The following is a 22,315-nucleotide window of genomic DNA, read 5'->3' on the forward strand; positions in this document are numbered from 1 at the left end:
ATTAGTGTTTATGTTTACTCTTTTGTTTCATCTGAACTATTATCAATTGCTGTGCCATCTTCTCCATTAACCTCAATATCAAGGATATCCACTTCATCTACGGCATCTTCGTCCTTCATAACCTTAGCAACGGCAGCAATGGAGTCATTATCCTTTAAATTAATGAGTCTCACACCTTGCGTAGCTCTTCCCATAACCCTTAAATCCTCAACGCTGGTTCTAATAGCAATACCTGATTTATTAATGATCATTAAATCATCCGAATCAGAAACATTTTTGATGGCAACCAAATTACCCGTTTTATCAGTAACCGAGATTGTTTTGACTCCTTTACCTCCTCTGTTGGTAACTCTATAATCATCAATAGTTGAACGTTTTCCGTATCCGTTTTCAGAAACTACTAAGATATCATCCTCAAAGTTATGCACTGAAACCATGCCTATAACCTCATCATCAACATTGGCCAGGGTAATCCCACGCACTCCAGAAGCATTTCTGCCCATAGGTCTGGTCTTTCCTTCTTCAAAACGAATTGCCTTACCAGATTTCAACCCTAAGAAAATTTGACTGGTACCCGTGGTTAACTTAGCTTCAAGCAATTCATCTTCATCTCTAATGGTTATTGCATTAATACCATTTTGACGTGGTCTTGAATATTGCTCCAAAGAGGTCTTTTTAACAGTACCTTTTTTGGTGGCCATAATCACATAATGACCATTAACATAATCTTCATCCTTTAAATCTTGAGTACAAATAAAGGCTTTAACCTTATCTTCATTTTCAATATTGATTAGATTCTGAATGGCTCTTCCTTTGGATGTTCTACTTCCTTCTGGTATTTCATAAACACGCATCCAGAAACATTTTCCTTTTTGTGTAAAGAACAACATGTATTGGTGGTTGGTCCCCACAAAAAGATGTTCCAAGAAATCTTCATTTCGTGTTGAAGACGCTTTCTGGCCTACTCCACCTCTATTCTGCGTCTTATATTCTGTTAAAGGTGTTCTTTTAATGTATCCCGCATGCGAAATTGTTATAACAACCTGCTCATCAGGAATCATATCTTCAATGCTCAAATCACCACCTGCAAAATTTATTTCTGACCTTCTTTCATCCCCATACTTATCCTTTACCTCTTGCAATTCATCTTTAATGATTTGCATTCTTCTTTCTTTCTTATCAAGGATGTCTTTTAAATCTTCTATGGTTTTTTTAAGCTCATCATATTCTTCCCTCAACTTATCTTGTTCCAGTCCTGTAAGCTGGCGCAAGCGCATTTCTACAATAGCTTTGGCCTGAATTTCGGTCAGTTTGAAGCGCTCCATCAAGGTGGCTCTCGCTTCATCAACATTCGAAGAAGCCCTGATTATCGCAATTACCTCATCAATATTATCAGAAGCTATGATAAGACCTTCAAGGATATGTGCTCGGTCTTCTGCTTTTTTAAGCTCGAACTTGGTTCTTCTAACCACTACTTCATGTCTATGCTCAACAAAATAGTGGATAATTTCTTTAAGATTGAGCAATCTTGGTCTTCCGTTTACAAGAGCAATATTATTAACACTGAAAGAGGATTGTAATGCCGTGTATTTGTACAGCATGTTCAGAACAATGTTAGGAATGGCATCTCGTTTTAAAATGTAAACGATGCGCATACCTTTTCTATCTGATTCATCACGAATTGTAGAAATTCCCTCAATCTTTTTGTCATTGACAAGGTCAGCAGTCTTTTTAATCATGTCTGCCTTATTGACCTGGTATGGAATCTCTGTCACAATGATACATTCTCTACCCTGCACTTCTTCAAAAGTAGCTTTGGCTCGCATTACGACGCGTCCTCTACCAGTATGAAAAGCTTCTTTAACGCCATCATAACCATAAATGATACCTCCAGTAGGAAAATCTGGTGCTTTTATATGGGTTATTAGCTCATCTATTTCAATATCGTTATTTTCAATATAGGCAACAGTACCATCAACTACTTCGCATAAGTTGTGGGGAGCCATATTAGTTGCCATACCTACTGCAATACCAGATGCTCCATTCACCAATAAGCTTGGAACACGTGTTGGGAGAACGGTAGGTTCTTTTAAAGAATCATCAAAATTTAACTGATGATCAACGGTATCTTTATCAATATCCGCTAACATATCATCAGCTATCTTACGCATTCTTGCTTCAGTATAACGCATTGCTGCAGGACTGTCTCCATCTACTGAACCAAAGTTCCCCTGTCCATCAACAAGCATATACCTCAAACTCCATTCCTGTGCCATACGCACCATTGAATCATAGACCGAGGTGTCACCATGTGGGTGATACTTACCTAATACCTCCCCTACAATACGGGCAGATTTCTTGTGTGCACTATTGGATCTAACACCTAATTCGTGCATACCATACAATACCCTTCTATGAACAGGTTTAAGTCCGTCCCTTACATCTGGCAGGGCACGTGACACAATGACCGACATTGAATAATCAATGTAGGCAGATTTCATCTCATCTTCAATGTTGATAGGAATTAACTTTTCTCCTTCCGCCATGCTAAAATCTTGTAGTTTTTTGTGGTTAAAATATCATGCCAATATACGCAAAATCGTACCTTTCAAAACAACTGATGCTTACTTTATTAAAAAAATTATCAACAGTATTACTTTCGATTTAATATCAGTAATAAAGCTATGTTAAACCTTGTAAAAAGTGTCCCTTATTTCGACTTTAACTACTACTTTATCGAATATGGGTACAGTATTTGACTACGGTAAGGATACTTTTATTAATTTTAATTGCTGAAAAGGAAGTGTATGGACGATAATTTTTCCCCTAGAGTAAAAGACGTTATTGCTTATAGCAAGGAGGAAGCCCTTAGATTAGGGCATGATTTTATAGGAACTGAGCATTTAATGTTGGGACTTTTAAGAGATGGAAATGGCAAAGCCATTAATATTTTGGATGCCTTAGATGTGGATTTGGATCATTTAAGAAGAAAAGTTGAGATTCTTAGTCCAGCTAATCCAAATACCGGTACAATACAAAAAGACAAAAAGAACTTGCACCTTACAAGGCAAGCAGAACGTGCTTTAAAAACCACTTTTCTTGAAGCTAAGCTGTTTCAAAGTTCTTCCATAAATACAGCGCATCTTTTACTTTGTATTCTTAGAAATGAAAATGACCCCACTACAAAACTATTGCACAAGCTTAAAGTGGACTATGACAATGTAAAGGAGCAATTTAAATCTATGATCACCAGTGATGATGATTATTTAGATACTCCACATGCAGAATCTTTTCCGAGTGACTCGGATGATACTGGGGATTCTAAGGAAAGTACTTTTGGTTCTGGCTCAGCACAAAAAGGAGCCAAAAAGTCTAAAACGCCTGTTTTAGACAACTTTGGTCGTGATTTGACCAAAATGGCAGAAGAAAATAAATTGGACCCTGTTGTTGGAAGAGAAAAAGAAATTGAGCGGGTATCCCAAATATTAAGCAGAAGAAAGAAAAACAATCCCTTGCTTATAGGTGAACCTGGTGTTGGTAAAAGTGCAATAGCCGAAGGACTGGCTTTGAGAATTATTAACAAAAAGGTTTCAAGAATTCTTTACAACAAGCGAGTTGTAACATTAGATTTAGCCTCATTGGTAGCTGGTACAAAATATCGTGGACAGTTTGAAGAACGTATGAAGGCGGTGATGAACGAGTTGGAGAAGAATGACGATATCATTTTATTCATTGATGAAATACATACTATTGTAGGTGCTGGCGGCGCAACAGGAAGCTTAGATGCTTCAAATATGTTCAAACCTGCACTTGCAAGAGGTGAAATTCAATGTATAGGTGCAACCACTCTTGATGAATATCGTCAATACATTGAAAAAGATGGTGCTCTTGAGAGAAGATTTCAAAAAGTAATTGTTGAACCCACAACAGTGGAGGAGACTATTGAAATTTTGATGAACATTAAAGGAAAGTATGAAGATCATCATAACGTTACATATACTGATGATGCAATTAAAGCTTGCGTAAAGTTGACCAATCGCTATATGACGGATCGATTCTTGCCAGACAAAGCAATTGATGCTTTAGATGAGGCAGGTTCAAGAGTACATATTGTAAACATGGATGTTCCAAAACAGATTTTGGAACTTGAGGGTCAATTGGAAGATGTTCGTGAGCTTAAGAACAGTGTCGTTAAAAAGCAGAAATACGAAGAGGCAGCTAAACTAAGGGATGACGAAAAACGATTGGAAAAGGAACTAGCTTCAGCTCAAGAGAGATGGGAAGAAGATAGTAAACTGAATCGTGAGACGGTTTCTGAAGATAATGTTGCTGATGTAGTTTCAATGATGAGCGGTATTCCCGTAAACAGAATTGCCCAAACTGAAAGTAATAAACTTGCTGAATTACCTGAGTTAATAAAAGGTTTTGTTATTGGGCAAGATGAAGCAGTTGCCAAAGTGGCCAAGGCAATTCAACGTAATAGAGCCGGATTAAAAGATCCTAACAAACCTATCGGCTCTTTTATTTTTTTGGGACAAACCGGGGTTGGAAAAACCCAATTGGCCAAGATTCTTGCAAAAGAACTTTTTGACTCTGAAGATGCCCTTATCCGAATTGATATGAGCGAATACATGGAAAAATTCGCCATTTCTAGATTAGTAGGTGCACCTCCAGGATATGTTGGTTATGAAGAAGGTGGACAATTAACTGAAAAAGTGCGTCGTAAACCATATTCAGTAATTCTTTTAGATGAAGTTGAAAAAGCTCATCCAGATGTTTTCAATATGTTGTTGCAGGTTTTGGATGATGGATTTCTTACAGATAGTTTAGGTAGAAAAATCGATTTTAGAAACAGTATAATCATAATGACCTCCAATATTGGAGCACGTCAGTTAAAAGATTTTGGACAAGGTGTTGGATTTGGTACTGCAGCCAAGAAGGCACAAGCAGACGGTCATCAGAAAAGCGTTATTGAAAGTGCATTGAAAAAAGCATTTGCGCCAGAGTTCTTAAATAGAATTGATGATGTCGTTGTCTTTAACTCATTAGAACGTGAAGACATTCATAAGATTATAGATATTGAACTTGACAAGTTATTTGGCAGAATTAAAGATATTGGATACGACCTTAACCTTACCAAAAAGGCCAAGGACTATATTGCCGAAAAAGGATTTGACAAACAATATGGTGCAAGACCTTTAAAGAGAGCAATTCAGAAGTATATAGAAGATGCCCTTGCTGAGGAAATTGTAAATTCCAAACTGGACGAAGGTGATAGTATTTTTATGGACTTGGATGAGAAAAAAGAAGAGCTCACCATAAAAATCAAAAAACCTGAAAAAACGCCCAAAACGGAACAATAAAAGACAATCATAGTAAAGAGTCGACAGTTTTGTCGGCTCTTTTTCTTTTAAGCAAATTTACCGTACACACGATATTTGCGCCTTTAGTCTAATATTTTTCTGCTCCTATTCTATTAGGTATATTTTCGTCAAAGAGACACTATAATATATTGGAGAATGAAAATTGCTTCTAACAAGAAAGCTATTGTTGTACGTGAATACCAACTAGACATTGGAAGTGTTCAGGTTTTTAACAACTATATGGTTTCTACTTTTGACGAAGGTGCTACATTAACACTGGAGAGAGCTTATCAAATCATTGGAATTTCAGAAATACACTTTAGGGATAAAGACTTTGGTTACATAAGTCTTCGGAAAAACTCATATGCCGTGGATCCCACCATCTATAATTATTTAAGAGGGATGGAAAATCTAAAAGCTTTCGCAATTGTTTCCAAGAAAGAAATTGACATGCACAATTTTAAAATAGAGAAGCTTTTTTACAAAAAGAATATGGAATTCTTTATAGAGTATGACAATGCACTGGCTTGGGTTAAAAAAAGACTCAAAAAAAAGTAACTAGAAAATAAAATTTAAGCTTCTTCTTCATTTTCTTGATTGGGTGGTCTTAATAATTCCATATAAGCCTTACCAATATTTTCAACTATACTAGAAGCTTTTAAAGCTTCATAACCATCCATGGAGACACCAATGTCTCCAGCCAGACCATGCAAATAAACTCCAAAAATAGTGGCATGTAAAGGAGCATATCCTTGAGCCATTAAACCTGTGATCATTCCTGTTAAAGCATCTCCACTTCCAGCTGTGGCCATACCTGGATTTCCTGTTGTATTCACAAACCCTTTATCCTTATAGATAGTAATGCTATGAGCTCCCTTAACTACCAAAATACAGTCATTTTTGATTGAAAAAGCTTTGGCTTTTTCCAGTTTATCAAAGTCATCGTTCCACTCCCCTATTAAACGTTGCAATTCTTTTGGATGAGGAGTCAAAACTGATTGCTTGGGAATATCTTTTATCAAGATAGGTTGTTTTGCCAAAATATTTAGACCATCCGCATCGATTACCACAGGGATTTCAACCTTCTTTAAAAACGAACCAAAAGCCTTGACTGTTTCATCTTTGGTCCCCATACCCATTCCTGTTCCTATCGCAGCAGGTTCAAAAGGAACATTAATCTCACTTATACTTTCATCCTCATCATCCGTAAGAACCATTATTTCAGGAATTGCAGTCTGTAAAGAATGATATCCACATTCTGGCACAAAGGCAGTTACCAATCCGCTGCCTACAGACAAACAAGCATTGCTTGCCAATTGCACTGCACCTATCTTACCATAACTTCCACCAATAATTACAGAATGCCCGTAAGTACCTTTATGAGAAAATTTAAGCCGGGGGCGATACATTGGTAAGATTTCTGGTCTACCCATCAGTTCATAATCTGCATCAGTATTAACCAAAAACTCAGCATCTAATCCAATATCCAAGATTTCCCATTGATTTTGGTATACTCCCGTTTCTGGGAGAAAAAATACCAGTTTGGGGACTTGAAAGCTTAACACATAACTAGCGCGTACAACATGTTCTGCTTCCCATGGACTTCTATTTGAAGGTAATCCTGAAGGAATGTCCACCGAAAGGACAAACGCAGAAGAGGAATTTAAATGTTTGATAAGTTTGGCAACCCATACATCTGGCGCCCTATTCAATCCTATTCCAAAAATTGCATCTACAATAATGTCATTGGGCTTTATCTCAGGAAAAGAACAATCAGAATCTAAAAACTCGGGCCACAATTTTCGTTCTTTTAATCTATCCAGATTTATCAAAAAATCTTTCGACCGTTTTTCACTGTAATTGACCACATAAACCGCAATATCGTACCCATTCTCATGAAGGTGCCTTGCCAATGCAACACCATCACCTCCATTATTGCCAATACCGCAAAACAGATGAATTTTAACTTGCGCGCCCTGTAATCTGGTATGCATCCACTCAAATAGCTTGGTAGCAGCTCTTTCCATTAGGGTGTCACTTGTAATTTGCTGTTTGTTTATTGTGAATTTATCAGCTTCATAGATTTGACTGGCGGTAAAAATTTTCATTCAACAAGAAAAATTGATTATTACTATAGATTTCGCAAAAATTTTAGAATCATTTGAGGAAGAACTCAAAAGTACTACTTTTGATTTCGATTATTGTACTATGCAATTTAAACAAACGGATATTAACCCTTTATTGATGGAATCTTTTTCATCTATCTTCACTATTGCTACTACCACCCCTTTGGGGTAATCTACTAATTGTTTCCGTCTGCATTTAATCTATTTCAACATTTTACAACACAATTTAATCATGAAAGTCTTAAAATTTGGTGGCACATCGGTAGCCAATCCAGAAAATATAAATCGAGTTAAAGCAATTGTTCAAAACAGTAATGCTAAGAAAGTAGCTGTTGTAGTATCTGCATTTGGTGGTATTACAGATCTACTGCTCAATACCTCTCATTTGGCTTCAAATCAAGATCTAAGCTATAAAAAAGGCCTCAAAGAAATCGAAGATAAACACATTGAAGCAATTAGAGAGCTCATCCCCGTTCAAGCTCAAAGCACCATTTTAAGCAAGGTAAAAAGTGATTTAAACGTTTTGGAAACCCTTTTGGAAGGTTCATTTTTAATTGGAGAACTCACTCCCAAACTATCAGATAAGATAGTAAGCTATGGAGAACTACTTTCTTCATTTATAATTAGTGAATTCTTTAAAACTGACGGTTTAGATGCAGAATTTAAGGACAGTAGACAATTAATTACCACTGATGAAAAATATGGCAATGCAAATGTTAACGTTGAAAAGACCTATAGCAATTGTAATACTTATTTTGAAAAAGCCAAACATCGGATAACTGTACTTCCCGGGTTTGTTGCTTCAAGCAGTTCTGGGAATTCTACTACTTTAGGAAGAGGTGGTTCAGACTATACGGCAGCAATTATCGCTGCAGCCCAAGAAGCAGATATTCTTGAGATTTGGACAGATGTTAGCGGTATGTTTACGGCCAATCCCAAATTGGTGAAACAGGCAAAGTGTGTATCCAACATTAGTTATGAGGAAGCGATGGAACTATCGCACTTTGGAGCCAAGGTGCTTTATCCTCCTACTATTCAACCTGTTTTGAGCAAGGAAATCCCAATTGTCATCAAAAATACTTTTAAGCCTGAAGATGAGGGAACCTATATTGCCAAAAACAATAATGGCAACGGAAAAACAGTAAGAGGTATAAGTCATGTAGGGAATATTAGCTTACTTTCTTTAGAAGGACCTGGCATGATAGGTGTTCCTGGAATATCAAAACGTTTTTTTGAAACCTTATCCCTAGAAAATATAAGCGTAGTACTCATAACACAAGCTTCTTCTGAACATTCCATCTGCGTAGGTATTTCTGATGAGGACGTTGAAAAAGCAATAGAAGCGGTGAATACGGCTTTTGACTATGAAATTGCCAGTACAAAAATAAAACCTGTACTGGTTGAAAAGGATTTAGCCATTGTTGCTCTAGTTGGGGACAATATGAAAAGCCATCAGGGGCTGAGTGGTAAAATGTTCAGTACTTTAGGAAAGAACAATGTAAATATCAGAGCTATTGCGCAAGGTGCTTCAGAACGCAACATTTCTGCGGTAATTACAAAAACAGATGTGAAGAAAGCTCTTAACTCATTGCATGAAGAGTTTTTTGAAGAAAATATAAAACAACTCAATCTCTTTGTAATGGGAGTTGGGAACGTGGGTTCCAAATTCCTTAACCAAATAAAACAACAGAAAAAATACTTAAAAGAAGAGCTTAAACTAAATGTTAGGGTTATTGGCATAAGTAACTCTAGAACTATGACCTTTGATGAAGATGGAATCTCATTAAAGGATTGGGAAACTACTTTGGCAAATGGCCAAAAAGCGGATAAAGAAGCGTTTTTTAAAACTGTAAAAACATTAAACTATCGTAATAGTGTTTTTGTGGACAATACTGCAAGTGGTCAGGTTTCGGAAAGCTATCCTGATTACCTTAAAAATAGCATCTCGGTGGTGACTTGCAATAAAATTGCCTGTTCTTCTGATTATGACTATTACAGAAAGTTGAAACAATTGGCAAAGCAATACAATTCGCCATTTTTGTTTGAGACCAATGTTGGGGCCGGGCTTCCTATAATTGATACTTTAAAACATCTTATTGCTTCTGGAGATAAAGTGAAAAAGATTCAGGCAGTACTGTCTGGTAGCTTAAATTTTGTCTTTAACAATTTTAATGATTCCGTTACCTTTCATGATATTGTAAAGCAAGCTCAAGAAGAGGGATATACCGAGCCTGACCCGACTATAGACCTAAGTGGTATAGATGTAATGCGAAAGATTCTAATTCTAGCAAGGGAGAGTGGCAACCAATTGGATATAGAACAAATAGAAAACGATGCCTTTTTACCTAAAGAAAGTTTGGAGACCAATTCCAATGAAGCCTTTTTCGAATCCTTGAAGAAAAATGAGGTAACGTTTCAAAAACTGTTTAAAGAAGCTAAAGATGTTGATAGTAAACTTAAGTATGTAGCGCAGTTTGAAAATGGGAAAGCAAAGGTTGGGCTTCAAAGAATACCCAAGGGACACGATTTTTATAATCTAGAGGGTAGCGACAACATTGTGTTGTTTTATACAGAACGATATCCAAATCAACCCCTAATTATTAAAGGTGCAGGTGCAGGTGCCGAAGTCACAGCTTCTGGTATCTTTGCTGATATCATACGAATCGGGAATTTCTAAGATGGAAGAAATAAAGGTTTTTTGTCCGGCAACTATTGCCAATGTATCCTGCGGGTTTGATGTCCTTGGACTAGCATTGGATGCTGTGGGTGATGAAATGATAGTCAGAAAAACATCAGAAAAAGGAATAACAATCACCAAAATTTTAGGGCAGAAACTACCATTGGAAACCAACCTAAATGTTTCTGGCGTTGCGGGTTTAGCACTATTAGAAAAAAGTGATTATCAAGGAGGTTTTGAAATTGAAATAGATAAAAAAATCAAGCCAGGAAGCGGAATAGGGAGCAGTGCTGCTAGCTCCGCAGGAGCAGTATGGGCAATGAATGAATTGTTGGGAAAACCTTTTTCCAATCTGGAATTGGTTCAATTTGCCATGCAAGGGGAAAAATTAGCAAGTGATGTTGCCCACGCGGACAATGTAGCTCCTGCTATATATGGTGGATTTACCTTGGTAAGGAGTTACAAGCCATTGGACATTGTTTCTATACCAACTCCAAGTGAGCTTTTTGCTACCGTAATTCATCCACAGATTGAAGTTAAAACCTCTGATTCCAGAAAGATTTTAAAGACGAATATTACTCTTGAAAAAGGAATACAACAATGGGGCAATGTAGGCGGTCTTATTGCCGGTCTTTTTAAGAATGATTACGATTTGATAGGACGTTCTTTAGAAGATCATATAGTAGAGCCTATTCGGTCAATATTGATTCCAGGCTTCGATGATATAAAATCAAATGCAATAGAAGTTGGAGCATTAGGATGTGGAATTTCGGGTTCCGGTCCTTCCATTTTTGCTTTGAGCAAAGGAGAAAACGTGGCCCAAGCAGTAGCAGAATCCATGAAAGAAACCTATAGGAATATTGGAATTCCTTTTGATATTCATGTTTCCAAAGTCAATACAGAAGGAGTAAAAAGAATAGCATAAATCTATGAAGTTTTATAGTTTAAACAATTCCAGCATTCAAGCTTCCTTTAAAGAAGCAGTCATTGCAGGTATCGCTCCAGATAAAGGACTTTATTTTCCAGAAGAAATTCAGTCATTGTCTTCAGATTTTTTTAAAAACATAGATTCCTACTCTAATCATCAGATAGCCTTCAAAGCAATTCATCAATTTGTGAGTGCTGATCTTCCTGATGAAATTTTAGAGGAAATCATTAAGAATGTGCTGGATTTTGATTTTCCAGTAGTGGAAATTGAAGAGAATGTCGCTACACTTGAGCTTTTTCACGGTCCCACCATGGCATTTAAAGATGTAGGGGCAAGATTTATGGCCAACTGTCTAGGCTACTTTTCAAAGGATAAAACTAGTCAGGTTACAGTACTTGTAGCTACATCCGGAGATACTGGCGGTGCTGTGGCAAACGGCTTTTTGGGTGTTAAAGGGGTAAATGTGGTCATCCTTTATCCTAGTGGAAAAGTAAGTGACATTCAAGAGAAACAGTTAACTACTTTAGGACAAAATATTGTAGCCATGGAGGTGAGTGGCACTTTTGATGATTGTCAGCGTATGGTAAAAACCGCTTTTCTGGATACGGAAATTACCAGTCAAAAGAAATTGACCTCTGCGAACAGTATTAATATAGCACGATGGTTGCCGCAACTGTTCTATTTCTTATTTGCATACAAACAAGCAAAATCCAAAAACAAAGAAATTGTCTTCTCAGTACCCTCTGGTAATTTTGGAAATATTTGTGCTGGAATAGTAGCCCAAAAACTGGGAATGCCCGTGAAACATTTTATAGCATCTACAAATGCCAATGATGTGGTTCCAAGTTTTATGCAGAATGGTGTTTATGAACCTATGCCATCCGTAGCAACAATTTCAAACGCAATGGATGTTGGTGACCCCAGTAATTTTGTACGAATTAGACATTTGTATCAAAATGACTTTTCAAAACTTCAAGAAAACCTTTCATCCTACTCTTTCTTGGATGAAGCCACAAAATCAGCGATGCAAAAGATTTATTCTGAATCTGGATACGTGGCCGACCCCCACGGTGCGGTAGGTTATCTTGGCCTTAAAGAATATCAAAAATCAAATCCAAATGTGTACGGCATCTTCTTGGAAACAGCGCACCCAGTGAAGTTTTTAGATGTTGTTGAGGATACGCTAGGTCTTTCTCCAGAAATACCTCCCCAAATCCAAAAAGTAATGGGCAAGGAAAAAAAATCAATCAAAATCAGTTCGTATGAAGAGCTAAAATCCTATTTGAAGGATAGTTAGCTGGTTTCTCTTCCCAATTAACATCACATTGTTCAAAACATTAGTTGGTAAATAAGCTCATCTTGGGTGAAATCAATAAATTTATCCCATAAATTGATGTCATGAAATCTACCGCATTAAGTGAAACACATATTTCTTTAGGAGCTAAAATGGTTCCCTTTGCTGGCTATAATATGCCAGTGTCTTATGAGGGAATAAATATTGAACATGAAACTGTTAGAAAGGCCGTTGGCGTATTTGATGTTTCGCATATGGGCGAATTTCTTCTTGAAGGCCCCAAGGCATTGGAGCTCATCCAAAAAGTAACGTCTAACGATGCTTCCAAACTGTTAATTGGTAAGGCACAATATAGTTGCTTTCCCAATGAGACAGGTGGGATTGTCGACGATTTAATCGTTTATAAGATAAAAGAAGAAACGTATCTATTGGTGGTGAATGCTTCAAATATTGAAAAAGATTGGAATCATATTTCAAAATACAATGAAGTGATTGGGGCCACACTACGTGACCTATCTGATGAGTATTCCTTATTGGCAATTCAAGGCCCCAAAGCTGTTGATGCTATGCAATCCTTGTCTTCCATTGATCTTTCCTCAATAAAGTTCTACAACTTTGTTGTTGGTGATTTTGCAGGTATAGAACATGTTATTATTTCAGCAACTGGCTATACAGGTTCTGGAGGGTTTGAGATTTATTGTAAAAACACTGAGGTCAAACAGGTTTGGGACAAGGTATTGGAGGCAGGAGCAGGTTTTGGGATAAAACCTATTGGTTTAGCTGCCAGGGATACACTTAGGTTAGAAATGGGATATTGTCTCTATGGTAACGATATTGATGACACTACTTCTCCGTTAGAAGCAGGATTAGGGTGGGTTACCAAATTCACCAAAGATTTTGTCAACAGCAAAGCTTTGGCAAAAGAAAAGGAAGAAGGACCCAAGCGAAAATTAATTGCTTTCCAAATGGAAGAGAAAGGAATTCCAAGAAGTGGTTATGTTATATTAAATGAAGAAGGGAATGAAATTGGAAAAGTCACATCTGGCACCATGTCCCCTTCTCTTTCAAAAGGGATTGGTTTGGGATATGTTACTACGGAAAATTCAAAAGTAGATAGTAAAATACACATTCAGATAAGAAAAAATCAAGTTCCCGCCACTATTGTAAAACTTCCATTTTACAAATCATAAATGAAAGACTTTCAGCCCATCATAAAAAAAATTGTCAACGAAGCCAAAAGGCAAACTGACAAGGGCAAAGTGGCAAACTATATCCCCGAACTATCCAACATTGATCCCAACAAATTTGGTATCTGCATATTGGATAATAATGGCGTTGAATATAAAGCTGGGGATTCCAATGAACAGTTTTCAATACAAAGTATTTCAAAAGTGTTGTCCTTATCCATGGCTTTTTCCATGATTGGTGAAGATTTGTGGAAGCGTGTTGGTGTGGAACCATCTGGGGACCCATTCAACCATCTATCCCTATTGGAAATGGAGAACGGTATTCCTAGGAACCCCTTAATAAATGCAGGAGCCATAGTTATAAGTGACATTTTAATTTCAAATCTAAAAGATCCAAAATCAGATTTTTTAAAATATGTTCAAGGCATTGCCAATGACCCTTCCATCTCTTATGATGAAAAAGTTGCAGAATCAGAAAAAAGAACCGGTTTCAGAAACTATGCTGCCGCGTATTTAATAAAATCCTTTGGAAACTTAGAAAACGATGTTGAAACGGTATTGGATTTTTATTTCCATTCTTGTTCCATTAAAATGTCATGCGAACAATTGGTGAAGGTTTTCTACATTTTCATGAACAGGGGAAACTGCTTGCAAAATAACAACTACCTAAAATTGCCACAGGTAAAACGTATTAATGCCATAATGCTTAGTTGTGGTTTTTATGATGAGGCAGGGGAATTTGCCTTTGAGGTAGGCTTGCCTGGAAAAAGTGGTGTAGGTGGAGGAATTGTTGCCTTATTACCCAATACGTTTTGTGTAGCTACATGGTCACCTGGATTAAATAAAAAAGGAAATTCCAAACTAGGTATGCTGGCTTTGGAAAAACTAACGACCGATACCGGTTTGTCAATATTTTAATATTTGGATAAAAAAAAGATACTCATACTTGGGGCAAGTGGTTTTATAGGCAACGCCATCTACAAAGAACTCTGCTCCTACTTTGACACATATGGCACCTATTGTTCCAATACCTCTTTCTCTAAAAACCAGCAGTTTTACAGATATGACTTAGAGGAAGACGATATTTTTCATGTTTTGGAAAAGGTAAATCCCGATTTCATTATTTCTGCTTTACGTGGAAATTTTGGCTCCCAGATTCAAGCGCATCAGCATTTAATGGAATACATTATAAAGCATGAGTCCAAATTATATTTTATCTCTTCTGCCAATGTTTTTGATGCATATAGTAAATTTCCTTCATACGAATCTGACAAAACACTTTCGGAAAGTGTTTATGGCAGGCTTAAGATCAAGATAGAGAATATGATGATGCGGTTACCGAAAGAGAAAACCGCTATTTTGAGAGTCCCAATGGTTTTTGGAAATACATCGCCCAGGGTTAAGGAAATTAGAACATGTTTGGAAAATAATGAACCTATAGACGTGTTTCCAAACCTTATTATAAATGTTACCAATGATGACAAACTTACCCAACAAATTCATTATTTAATCAATAGGGATAAAAGCGGTGTTTTTCATTTAGGTAGTGTAGATCTAATTCAACACGAGGAGTTCATTAAGGAGGTTATAAAACGTATGGGGAATTTTCATCCCTTGCTAAAACGAGTCTTTACCACTAATGAAGATCGCTATTTAGCAGCATTGCCCAAGGATAATAAACTACCTAAAAACCTTAGGATTCGCTATCAAGATATTATTGATCATCATATTACGGTTGATTAATTTTTTGAAAATTGTTTTTTGAAAATTTAAAAGTGATTTAGCTAACTTTAGGAAAATTGAAAGTTAATGGAAAAGTTAAGTATTGACCAGATTGAAGAGTTTCTAAAGGACATAGACGGATGGGCTTATATGGATGGTGCAATTTGGAAATCATTTAAGTTCCAAGATTTTAAAGACACCTTTTCCATAATGACGAGGATTGCCTTTGAATGTGAAAAACAAAATCATCATCCTAACTGGGAAAATGTATACAATAATCTCACCATCAAATTAAATACACATGATGTAGGTGGTATTACCCAAAATGATTTCAACCTTGCTAAAAGCATAGAAAAAATTGTCAATAACAAATAGTGATACAGCTATAAGTTGCACTTGACAAAGGGGCTTTTTTTGCTAAATTTGCCCCCTATCCATAACCAAAAATAATTCATGGGAAGAGCATTTGAATTTAGAAAAGCGCGAAAAATGAAACGTTGGTCTGCAATGTCCAAAGCCTTTACACGTATAGGCAAGGATATTGTAATGGCAGTAAAAGAAGGTGGGCCAGATCCCGATTCCAACTCTAGGTTACGAGCGGTCATTCAGAATGCCAAATCCGTCAACATGCCCAAGGACAATGTGGAGCGAGCAATAAAAAGAGCGAGCGACAAAAGTCTAGGCGATTATAAAGAGGTTTTGTTTGAAGGTTATGCACCGCATGGTATCGCTATACTTGTAGAAACTGCAACTGATAATAATACCAGAACAGTAGCTAACATCAGAAGTTATTTCAACAAATGCAATGGTAGTCTGGGAACATCGGGTTCTGTAGAATTCATGTTTGACCATACATGTAATTTCCGTATTCCTGCTGAAGGAATAGATCCGGAGGAGCTTGAGTTGGAAATGATTGATTTTGGAGCGGAGGAAGTATTTGTTGACGAGGACGGCATATTAATATATGCACCTTTTGAAAGCTTTGGAGCCATCCAAAAAGAATTGGAAAACAGAAGTTTGGAAATCTTATCCTCTGGATTTGAACGTATTCCACAAGTTACAAAGGCATTAACCGAAGAACAAGCCGCTGATGTGGAAAAGCTATTGGAAAAAATAGAAGAGGATGATGACGTCCAGAACGTCTATCATACAATGCAAGAATAGAATTTATTTAAAATTATCGTTTGTAAAGTGAGGCATTCTTTGTCGACCAATTAACAAACTCTTCCGCCATGCGTATCATAATTGTCAGTTTTGTTCTGTTCCTTACTCTTGGAATCTCGTATTCTCAAGAAATGACCTCTACCCAACTTCTTGAAATCATAGAACAAGAGGCCGATACGGTTAAGGCTAATGGCAATTCCATTCAGTTCTTATTGAAAGAGACCGTGCTGATTTGTATTTACGATGAGAATGCCAACAGAATGCGCATTATCTCACCTATTGTTAAACGTGAAGAAATTGGGGAGGAAGAATTATTAAATGCATTTGTAGCTAACTTTCATTCCGCATTAGATGTAAAGTATGCTTTAAGTGATGAGATTATCTGGTCAGTTTTCACTCATCCGTTAATGGAACTTTCGGGGCATCAAGTTGTGGATGCCATAAACCAAGTATATTCTGCCGCCGTTACCTTTGGTGGTTCTTATTCAAGTACAAACATTGTATTTCCGGGGAATACAAAAAAGACGGAAAAGCCTAAACCTAAGCTTTTAAATAAAATTTAAAAACTATATCCAGGTATTTTGCCTAAAACTCCTTTATAGAACTCATGGAATATTTTAAAATCTTCTTTCATTTCACCTGTGGGGTAAATAGCTTCTGATATTTTGACTTGTTTTTTTCCAAAGTCAAAAGCAACAGCTACAATGGGTACTTGGGCCATTACTGCGATATGGTAAAACCCAGTTTTTAGTTCAGTTACTTTTTTTCGGGTACCCTCTGGTGCTAATGCAAACCTGAAAATCTTTCTTTCCCTGAAAATCTCAACAATACTTTCAACCGTATTGGAACTTTTTGAACGATCTATTGGCGCACCACCTGTCCACCTAAAAAACCATCCGAATGGAGGTTTAAAAAGGCTTTTCTTTCCTATGTAATTGATTTCTTCATTAAGTACTTTGCGGACTATTAACCCCAAAAAGAAATCCATCCAATGCGTATGTGGAACCACAATTACCACACATTTATCCACATTGGGAAATGAACCAATGAGCTTCCAGCCTAAAACTTTAAAATATAAAAACTTGGAAAGCTTGTGCATGCATTTTGTTTAATCTACTTATGTGAAATGTAGAAGTGGGCCAAAGCCCTATATTTTTTGATAAATTTCTTGAAGACGCTCTGGAGTCATGATATTTTTCCAATCTTTTCCTAGCGCATTTTCCCAAAGGGCTTCCATGCCCAACGCAACATTTACCAATATATCAAAATCATTCTGTGTCAAATTAGCGCAAACTCCTTGCGGAAGGTGAATGCTATGTTTTTCCACCATTCTGTGAAATAACTGAACTCCTTCTGGATAAAATTCCTCGAGATGTTGAAAAACCAAGCAGTTTCCTATTCCATGTTTAATGCCAAGAAGGTAGGAAAGTCCATAGCTCATAGCATGGGCAATCCCTACTTGAGAATAGGCAATACTCATACCTCCATGCCAAGAGGCCATCATCAATTTATCTCTTGATTCTTCAATTGAAACATCTTCTAAAAAAACTTCAATACAAAGCTCAAGGGCTTTCTCTCCATAGCTTTGACTAAATGCATTTAAATATGTTCCATTCAACGATTCTATACAATGAATAAAACAGTCCATACCTGTAAAGAACCATTGTTCTTTTGGTACTGTAATTGTTAAATCTGGGTCTAAGATTACCTGGTCATACGTAGTAAAGTCAGAATTGATTCCAAGTTTTTTCTCAGGGCCTAGCAGAACCGTTGTTCTAGAAACTTCTGCTCCCGTACCACTAATTGTGGGGATTCCAACATGGTACAGAGATGGTTTACTAACTAAATCCCATCCTTGATAGTCTTGAGCTTTACCTTTATTATTTAAAAGTATGGCAACCGCCTTAGCCAAATCTAACAGGGTTCCGCCACCTATGCCAATAATTCCAGATGGTGATTCTTCAAATGTTTCTCTGATTCTTTGGACTATAGCATCTACCTGTTCTGTCTTTGGTTCTTCCTCAGCAGATACAAAAATGATTTCATCATTGAACATTATTGGAATACGACCTACTAACCCTTTATCTTCAAAAAAATCATCTATTAAAAAAATAAATGGAGCTTCAGAATTATGACGTTTGGGCAATAAGACATCACCTAATTGATTAAAACTTCCCTGACCAAAAACTACTCTCGGCACCATGGGGAAATTGCGGTACGAAGTGTTCTGATTTGATGTAATTTCCTTTTTCTTCAAATTGTTCTCTGTCTTCATCAGTTATCCAAATACTTCAAAATGTCCTTTAAGCTATTCAACTTCAAATGATTGTTCACTTGTTCCGCATCTGTAACCATTTCATGTGCCCAAGTTGTATGGAAAGGCACATGTACTGCCTTCGCCCCAATATTCAATATAGGTAATACATCCGACTTTAAAGAATTTCCAATCATTAAAAACTCACTGACATTAATCTCCAAATGTTCCAATAAGTTGCTGTAATTGTTCTCTTTTTTATCGCTAAGTACCTCCACATGGTGAAAGTATTTAGAAATTCCCGATTTATCCAATTTTCGTTCTTGATCCAGTAAATCTCCTTTGGTAAGTACTATTAACCTGTATTTATCGGCCAACTTGCTTAGCACCTCCTCTACCCCGTCCAATAATTCTACAGGATGAGAAATCATCTTTTTGCCAAGGTTTAAAATTTCTAAAATGGTTTCTTGAGGAATCTTGCCGTTTGATAAATCAAGTGCCGATTCTATCATGGAAAGAACAAACCCTTTTACGCCATAACCATAAAGCTCCAAGTTCTCCATCTCCATTTTAAAAAGCTCCTGATCTACTTTGTTTTTGGTTTCGTAGCCTTCCAATAATTCTGCAAAACGTTCTTCGGTTTCCCTAAAATAGGTTTCGTTCACCCATAGGGTGTCATCAGCGTCAAAGCCTATTACCTTAATATCCTTAAAATCTATTTCCATGCCTTTTTAGCGCGTTCTAAGTCCTCTGGGGTGTCAATTTCTATGCCAGTAACGTGTGTTTCCACCATTTTAATTTTTTTTCCGTACTCCAAAAATCGGATTGCCTCTATTTTTTCCTTTGCCTCTAATGGAAGCATTGGCAATCGCTGAAAATCCAACAAAGCTCTTTTTCTAAAGGCGTAAATTCCTTTATGCTTAAAATAAGTTGCCTCAACATTTGTATCTCTGGGGTAAGGAATCGGTGAGCGTGAAAAGTAAAGTGCAAAATCTTGATTGTCCACTATTACTTTTACGGTGTTTGGGTTGGAAATTTCATCCCAATCTGTGATTGGGGTCATCAGAGAGGCCAAGTCTATTTCTTTTTCAGCATCCAGTTTAAATACTTCAATAACTTTTTTCAAACTCTCCCCATCGATAAAGGGTTCATCTCCTTGAACATTAATTACAATATCAACGTCCATATCCTCCACGGCCTCGGCAATTCTATCACTGCCACTTTCGTGCTCATTTTTGCTCATAAGCACTTGTCCGCCTATCCCCGAAATGGTTTCGAAGATGATATCACTATCCGTTACCACATGGACCTCATCAAATAAGCCCGTTTGCACAGCTGCCTCATATGTTCGCACAATGACCGGTTTCCCGCCTAGGTCTTGCATTAGTTTTGCAGGAAATCTTGAGGCCTGGTACCTCGCGGGTATCATAGAAATTATCTTCACTCCTATTATTAATTAATTTGATAAAATTACCTCTTTGGTTTTGGTCTCAGCTTGCGGTAAATCCTAAAAATGATAACCAATATTATAATAACCAAAATAGCTGCTATTGGGGGCACCAATATAGATGCCGTGGAGACCGCAACTGCAGTTCCTGTTTCTACGGTCGCCACAATGGGGTTTGCAATTCCTCCAGTGGTTGCTGTAGATGTTAACCTGCCCGCAGCATTTGCTCCTTTAATTGCTGTCGCCGTTCCTCCTCCCGCAATGATTGCTAAAGACCAAGTAACAACAGGATCTAAATTTGCTACTGTAGATACAACTACCGCAGTTCCTGCGATGGCAGCTAACGGAACCGCCACACTATCTAACGCATTATCTACCCAAGGGATGAAATAAGCAAAGATTTCAACAAAAGTGGCAACTCCAAGGGCAATAAGGGCTGCTAAACTTCCTATCCACTGCCAGCTTTCATTAAGTTCCCACACACCTAAATATGCAGCTAAGCTGAGTGCAAAAAGAGGTAAGAAAACTCTAAAGCCCACTGAAGCAGCTAAGCCTATACCTAAAAATATGCTTATTATTGTATCTGGTGCTATTCCCATGGTTGTGTCTAAAATAAGTTATTCCTAGTCAAGAAAAAAATCATCTTTAAATCCTATTAAAAATAGTTTTTGCTTAGCTCTTGTAACCGCGGTATACAACCATCTTAAATAGTCCTTATCCACTCCGTTGGGTAAATATGGCTGTTCCACAAAGACGTTATCCCATTGTCCTCCTTGTGATTTATGACATGTTATGGCATATGAGAATTTAACCTGCAGTGCATTGAAGAATTTATTGTTCTTTACACCTAAAAACTTTTTGTATTTTGATTTTTCATGGGCATAGTCCTTCATTACTTCTTGATACAATCTGTTGCCTTCTTCATAGGAAAGTGAAGGTGTTTCTGCATTTATGGTATCTAGTAGAAGTACTGTTTCAAATGGTCTTTGGTTTGGGTAATCCACCATTTTTACTTTTACCTCGGCAAACGAAAATCCGTACAATTCCTTAATAGAAAACAACTCCAATACTTCAATTATATCCCCATTTGCAATGAACCCTGCTTCTGAATTTGGTTTTAACCAGAAGTAATTATTCTTTACCACCATCATATAATCCCCTACGGCCAACTCATTGTCCAAAAACAGAATCCTTTCCCTTATATTTTGGTTATACAGGTTTGCACGTTTGTTGGAACGAACTATTATTGCGGTCTCTTCCTTTCCATTTTGACTATATGATGAATCGATAGCTTCCTGTATTTCAGTGCCATCAATCAATCTTACAACATCTTTGAATGTATTTACCTCAAATTTGAATTCATCGAAAAAATGAGATTGTAATTGCTCTCTAAGGTTAGTTGCATTGTATAGAATTCCTGAGTCACTGGTCTGTCTCATTACCTCGTCCAATTCCAAATGTTCAACATCCTTATTATAATTCAAGGAAAGCCTTTGTTCTTCCAACGCCGGGCTCAAATCTAATTTAACGGGTGGTAATTGTGCCGTATCACCAATCAACATTAATTTACAATTATGACCAGAATACACATAAAACATCAGGTCATCAAGCAAGGAACCATTTTCAAAAAGCTTGGAATCTGCTGGTGTATCCGGAATCATAGAAGCTTCATCGACAATAAAAAGTGTATTTCTATGCTTATTGGGCGCTAAAACGAATTGGATACCTCCCCCAGTCTGTTTTTTGGGGAAATATATTTTTTTATGTATGGTAAAAGCTTTGTTGCCTGAGTAAACTGACATGACCTTTGCCGCACGACCTGTTGGGGCCATCAAAACAGAACTCATTTTCACTTTCCACAGACTACTTACAATGGTTCCAACAATAGTAGTTTTACCAGTACCAGCAAATCCTGTAAGTAGAAAAACCTCTTCTTTGTTATCATTTAAAACAAAACTGGAAAGTTTTTCCATTGCCAAACCCTGTTTAATTGTTGGATTATGCGGGAATTTTTCAATTAATATGGTTAAAAATCCAGAAGATGTAAGATCATTCATAAGCTTCTAAAGATAGGATGGATTTTTAAAGCAAAAAGTTTCGTGATTAAAAAAAAATTGTAGATTTGTCTGTAACCGCTAAATTAACTCAGAAAG

19 protein-coding genes are annotated in these 22,315 nt (G+C 37.0%); 11 read left to right on the forward strand and 8 right to left on the reverse strand.

Translation table 11 applies throughout. The features are described from left to right. Positions 1 to 14: 14 nt before the first annotated feature. Entirely contained in the window at positions 15 to 2,546 is a 2,532-nt protein-coding gene (gene gyrA, locus SJY44_RS14005) for a DNA gyrase subunit A (protein ID WP_299167875.1), read from the reverse strand. Between the two features lie 261 nt (positions 2,547 to 2,807). Here gyrA and SJY44_RS14010 point away from each other — a divergent pair, with 261 nt between their 5' ends. Further along, positions 2,808 to 5,363, forward strand: a complete 2,556-nt coding sequence (locus SJY44_RS14010; protein ID WP_298927527.1) for an ATP-dependent Clp protease ATP-binding subunit — start codon at positions 2,808 to 2,810, stop codon at positions 5,361 to 5,363. A 156-nt stretch (positions 5,364 to 5,519) separates the two neighbouring features. Further along, entirely contained in the window at positions 5,520 to 5,921 is a 402-nt protein-coding gene (locus SJY44_RS14015; protein WP_163423429.1) for an STAS/SEC14 domain-containing protein, read from the forward strand. Between the two features lie 14 nt (positions 5,922 to 5,935). Here the strand turns inward: SJY44_RS14015 and SJY44_RS14020 are convergent, their stop codons facing one another. After that, positions 5,936 to 7,471 carry an NAD(P)H-hydrate dehydratase gene (locus SJY44_RS14020; protein ID WP_396590213.1) on the reverse strand — a complete coding sequence of 512 codons (1,536 nt, stop codon included), beginning with the start codon at positions 7,469 to 7,471 and terminating at the stop codon, positions 5,936 to 5,938. A 250-nt stretch (positions 7,472 to 7,721) separates the two neighbouring features. Between SJY44_RS14020 and thrA the strand changes: the two genes are divergently transcribed. The 9 genes from thrA to SJY44_RS14065 all read left to right on the forward strand — a co-directional run bounded on the left by thrA (position 7,722) and on the right by SJY44_RS14065 (position 17,024). Then, complete coding sequence (gene thrA / locus SJY44_RS14025; protein WP_396590214.1) at positions 7,722 to 10,166, forward strand: bifunctional aspartate kinase/homoserine dehydrogenase I; 2,445 nt, start codon at positions 7,722 to 7,724, stop codon at positions 10,164 to 10,166. Between the two features lies 1 nt (position 10,167). Beyond that, complete coding sequence (locus tag SJY44_RS14030; RefSeq protein WP_396590215.1) at positions 10,168 to 11,091, forward strand: homoserine kinase; 924 nt, start codon at positions 10,168 to 10,170, stop codon at positions 11,089 to 11,091. Positions 11,092 to 11,095: 4 nt separating this feature from the next. Beyond that, positions 11,096 to 12,391, forward strand: a complete 1,296-nt coding sequence (gene thrC / locus SJY44_RS14035; RefSeq protein ID WP_396590216.1) for a threonine synthase — start codon at positions 11,096 to 11,098, stop codon at positions 12,389 to 12,391. Positions 12,392 to 12,492: 101 nt separating this feature from the next. Beyond that, positions 12,493 to 13,578 carry a glycine cleavage system aminomethyltransferase GcvT gene (gene gcvT, locus SJY44_RS14040; RefSeq protein ID WP_396590217.1) on the forward strand — a complete coding sequence of 362 codons (1,086 nt, stop codon included), beginning with the start codon at positions 12,493 to 12,495 and terminating at the stop codon, positions 13,576 to 13,578. After that, a complete protein-coding gene (locus SJY44_RS14045) occupies positions 13,579 to 14,493 on the forward strand; it encodes a glutaminase (protein WP_396590218.1) in 915 nt (304 codons plus the stop codon). 3 nt (positions 14,494 to 14,496) lie between these two features. Then, complete coding sequence (locus tag SJY44_RS14050) at positions 14,497 to 15,318, forward strand: sugar nucleotide-binding protein (RefSeq protein ID WP_298927556.1); 822 nt, start codon at positions 14,497 to 14,499, stop codon at positions 15,316 to 15,318. Positions 15,319 to 15,384: 66 nt separating this feature from the next. Next, the gene (locus SJY44_RS14055; protein WP_298927557.1) at positions 15,385 to 15,672 is read left to right on the forward strand and encodes a 4a-hydroxytetrahydrobiopterin dehydratase; all 288 of its coding nucleotides are present in this window, start codon (positions 15,385 to 15,387) and stop codon (positions 15,670 to 15,672) included. Positions 15,673 to 15,750: 78 nt separating this feature from the next. Beyond that, on the forward strand, positions 15,751 to 16,461 hold the full coding sequence (locus SJY44_RS14060; protein ID WP_396590219.1) for a YebC/PmpR family DNA-binding transcriptional regulator: 711 nt from the start codon (positions 15,751 to 15,753) through the stop codon (positions 16,459 to 16,461). Between the two features lie 68 nt (positions 16,462 to 16,529). Further along, positions 16,530 to 17,024, forward strand: a complete 495-nt coding sequence (locus SJY44_RS14065; protein WP_396590220.1) for a hypothetical protein — start codon at positions 16,530 to 16,532, stop codon at positions 17,022 to 17,024. Here SJY44_RS14065 and SJY44_RS14070 read toward each other — a convergent pair. The 6 genes from SJY44_RS14070 to SJY44_RS14095 are packed head-to-tail and all read right to left on the reverse strand — an operon-like array spanning position 17,021 to position 22,219. Then, entirely contained in the window at positions 17,021 to 17,560 is a 540-nt protein-coding gene (locus SJY44_RS14070; RefSeq protein ID WP_396590221.1) for a 1-acyl-sn-glycerol-3-phosphate acyltransferase, read from the reverse strand. The two genes, SJY44_RS14065 and SJY44_RS14070, sit on opposite strands and share 4 nt — an antisense overlap. Before the next feature lie 48 nt (positions 17,561 to 17,608). Further along, positions 17,609 to 18,736 carry an iron-containing alcohol dehydrogenase family protein gene (locus SJY44_RS14075; protein ID WP_396590222.1) on the reverse strand — a complete coding sequence of 376 codons (1,128 nt, stop codon included), beginning with the start codon at positions 18,734 to 18,736 and terminating at the stop codon, positions 17,609 to 17,611. Then, positions 18,736 to 19,440: an HAD family hydrolase gene (locus SJY44_RS14080; RefSeq protein ID WP_298927570.1), complete on the reverse strand. Its 705-nt coding sequence runs from the start codon at positions 19,438 to 19,440 to the stop codon at positions 18,736 to 18,738. The genes SJY44_RS14075 and SJY44_RS14080 overlap by 1 nt, the downstream gene beginning before the upstream one ends. After that, positions 19,431 to 20,144, reverse strand: coding sequence for a 3-deoxy-manno-octulosonate cytidylyltransferase (gene kdsB / locus SJY44_RS14085; RefSeq protein WP_396592094.1), 714 nt, complete (start codon positions 20,142 to 20,144; stop codon positions 19,431 to 19,433). Before kdsB ends, SJY44_RS14080 begins: the two co-directional genes overlap by 10 nt. 41 nt (positions 20,145 to 20,185) lie before the next feature. Further along, positions 20,186 to 20,761: a DUF4126 domain-containing protein gene (locus SJY44_RS14090; protein ID WP_396590223.1), complete on the reverse strand. Its 576-nt coding sequence runs from the start codon at positions 20,759 to 20,761 to the stop codon at positions 20,186 to 20,188. Positions 20,762 to 20,785: 24 nt separating this feature from the next. Further along, complete coding sequence (locus SJY44_RS14095) at positions 20,786 to 22,219, reverse strand: ATP-dependent RecD-like DNA helicase (protein WP_396590224.1); 1,434 nt, start codon at positions 22,217 to 22,219, stop codon at positions 20,786 to 20,788. Positions 22,220 to 22,315: the final 96 nt, after the last annotated feature.

The organism is Allomuricauda sp. R78024 (assembly GCF_044596045.1).
Lineage (GTDB): Bacteria > Bacteroidota > Bacteroidia > Flavobacteriales > Flavobacteriaceae > Flagellimonas.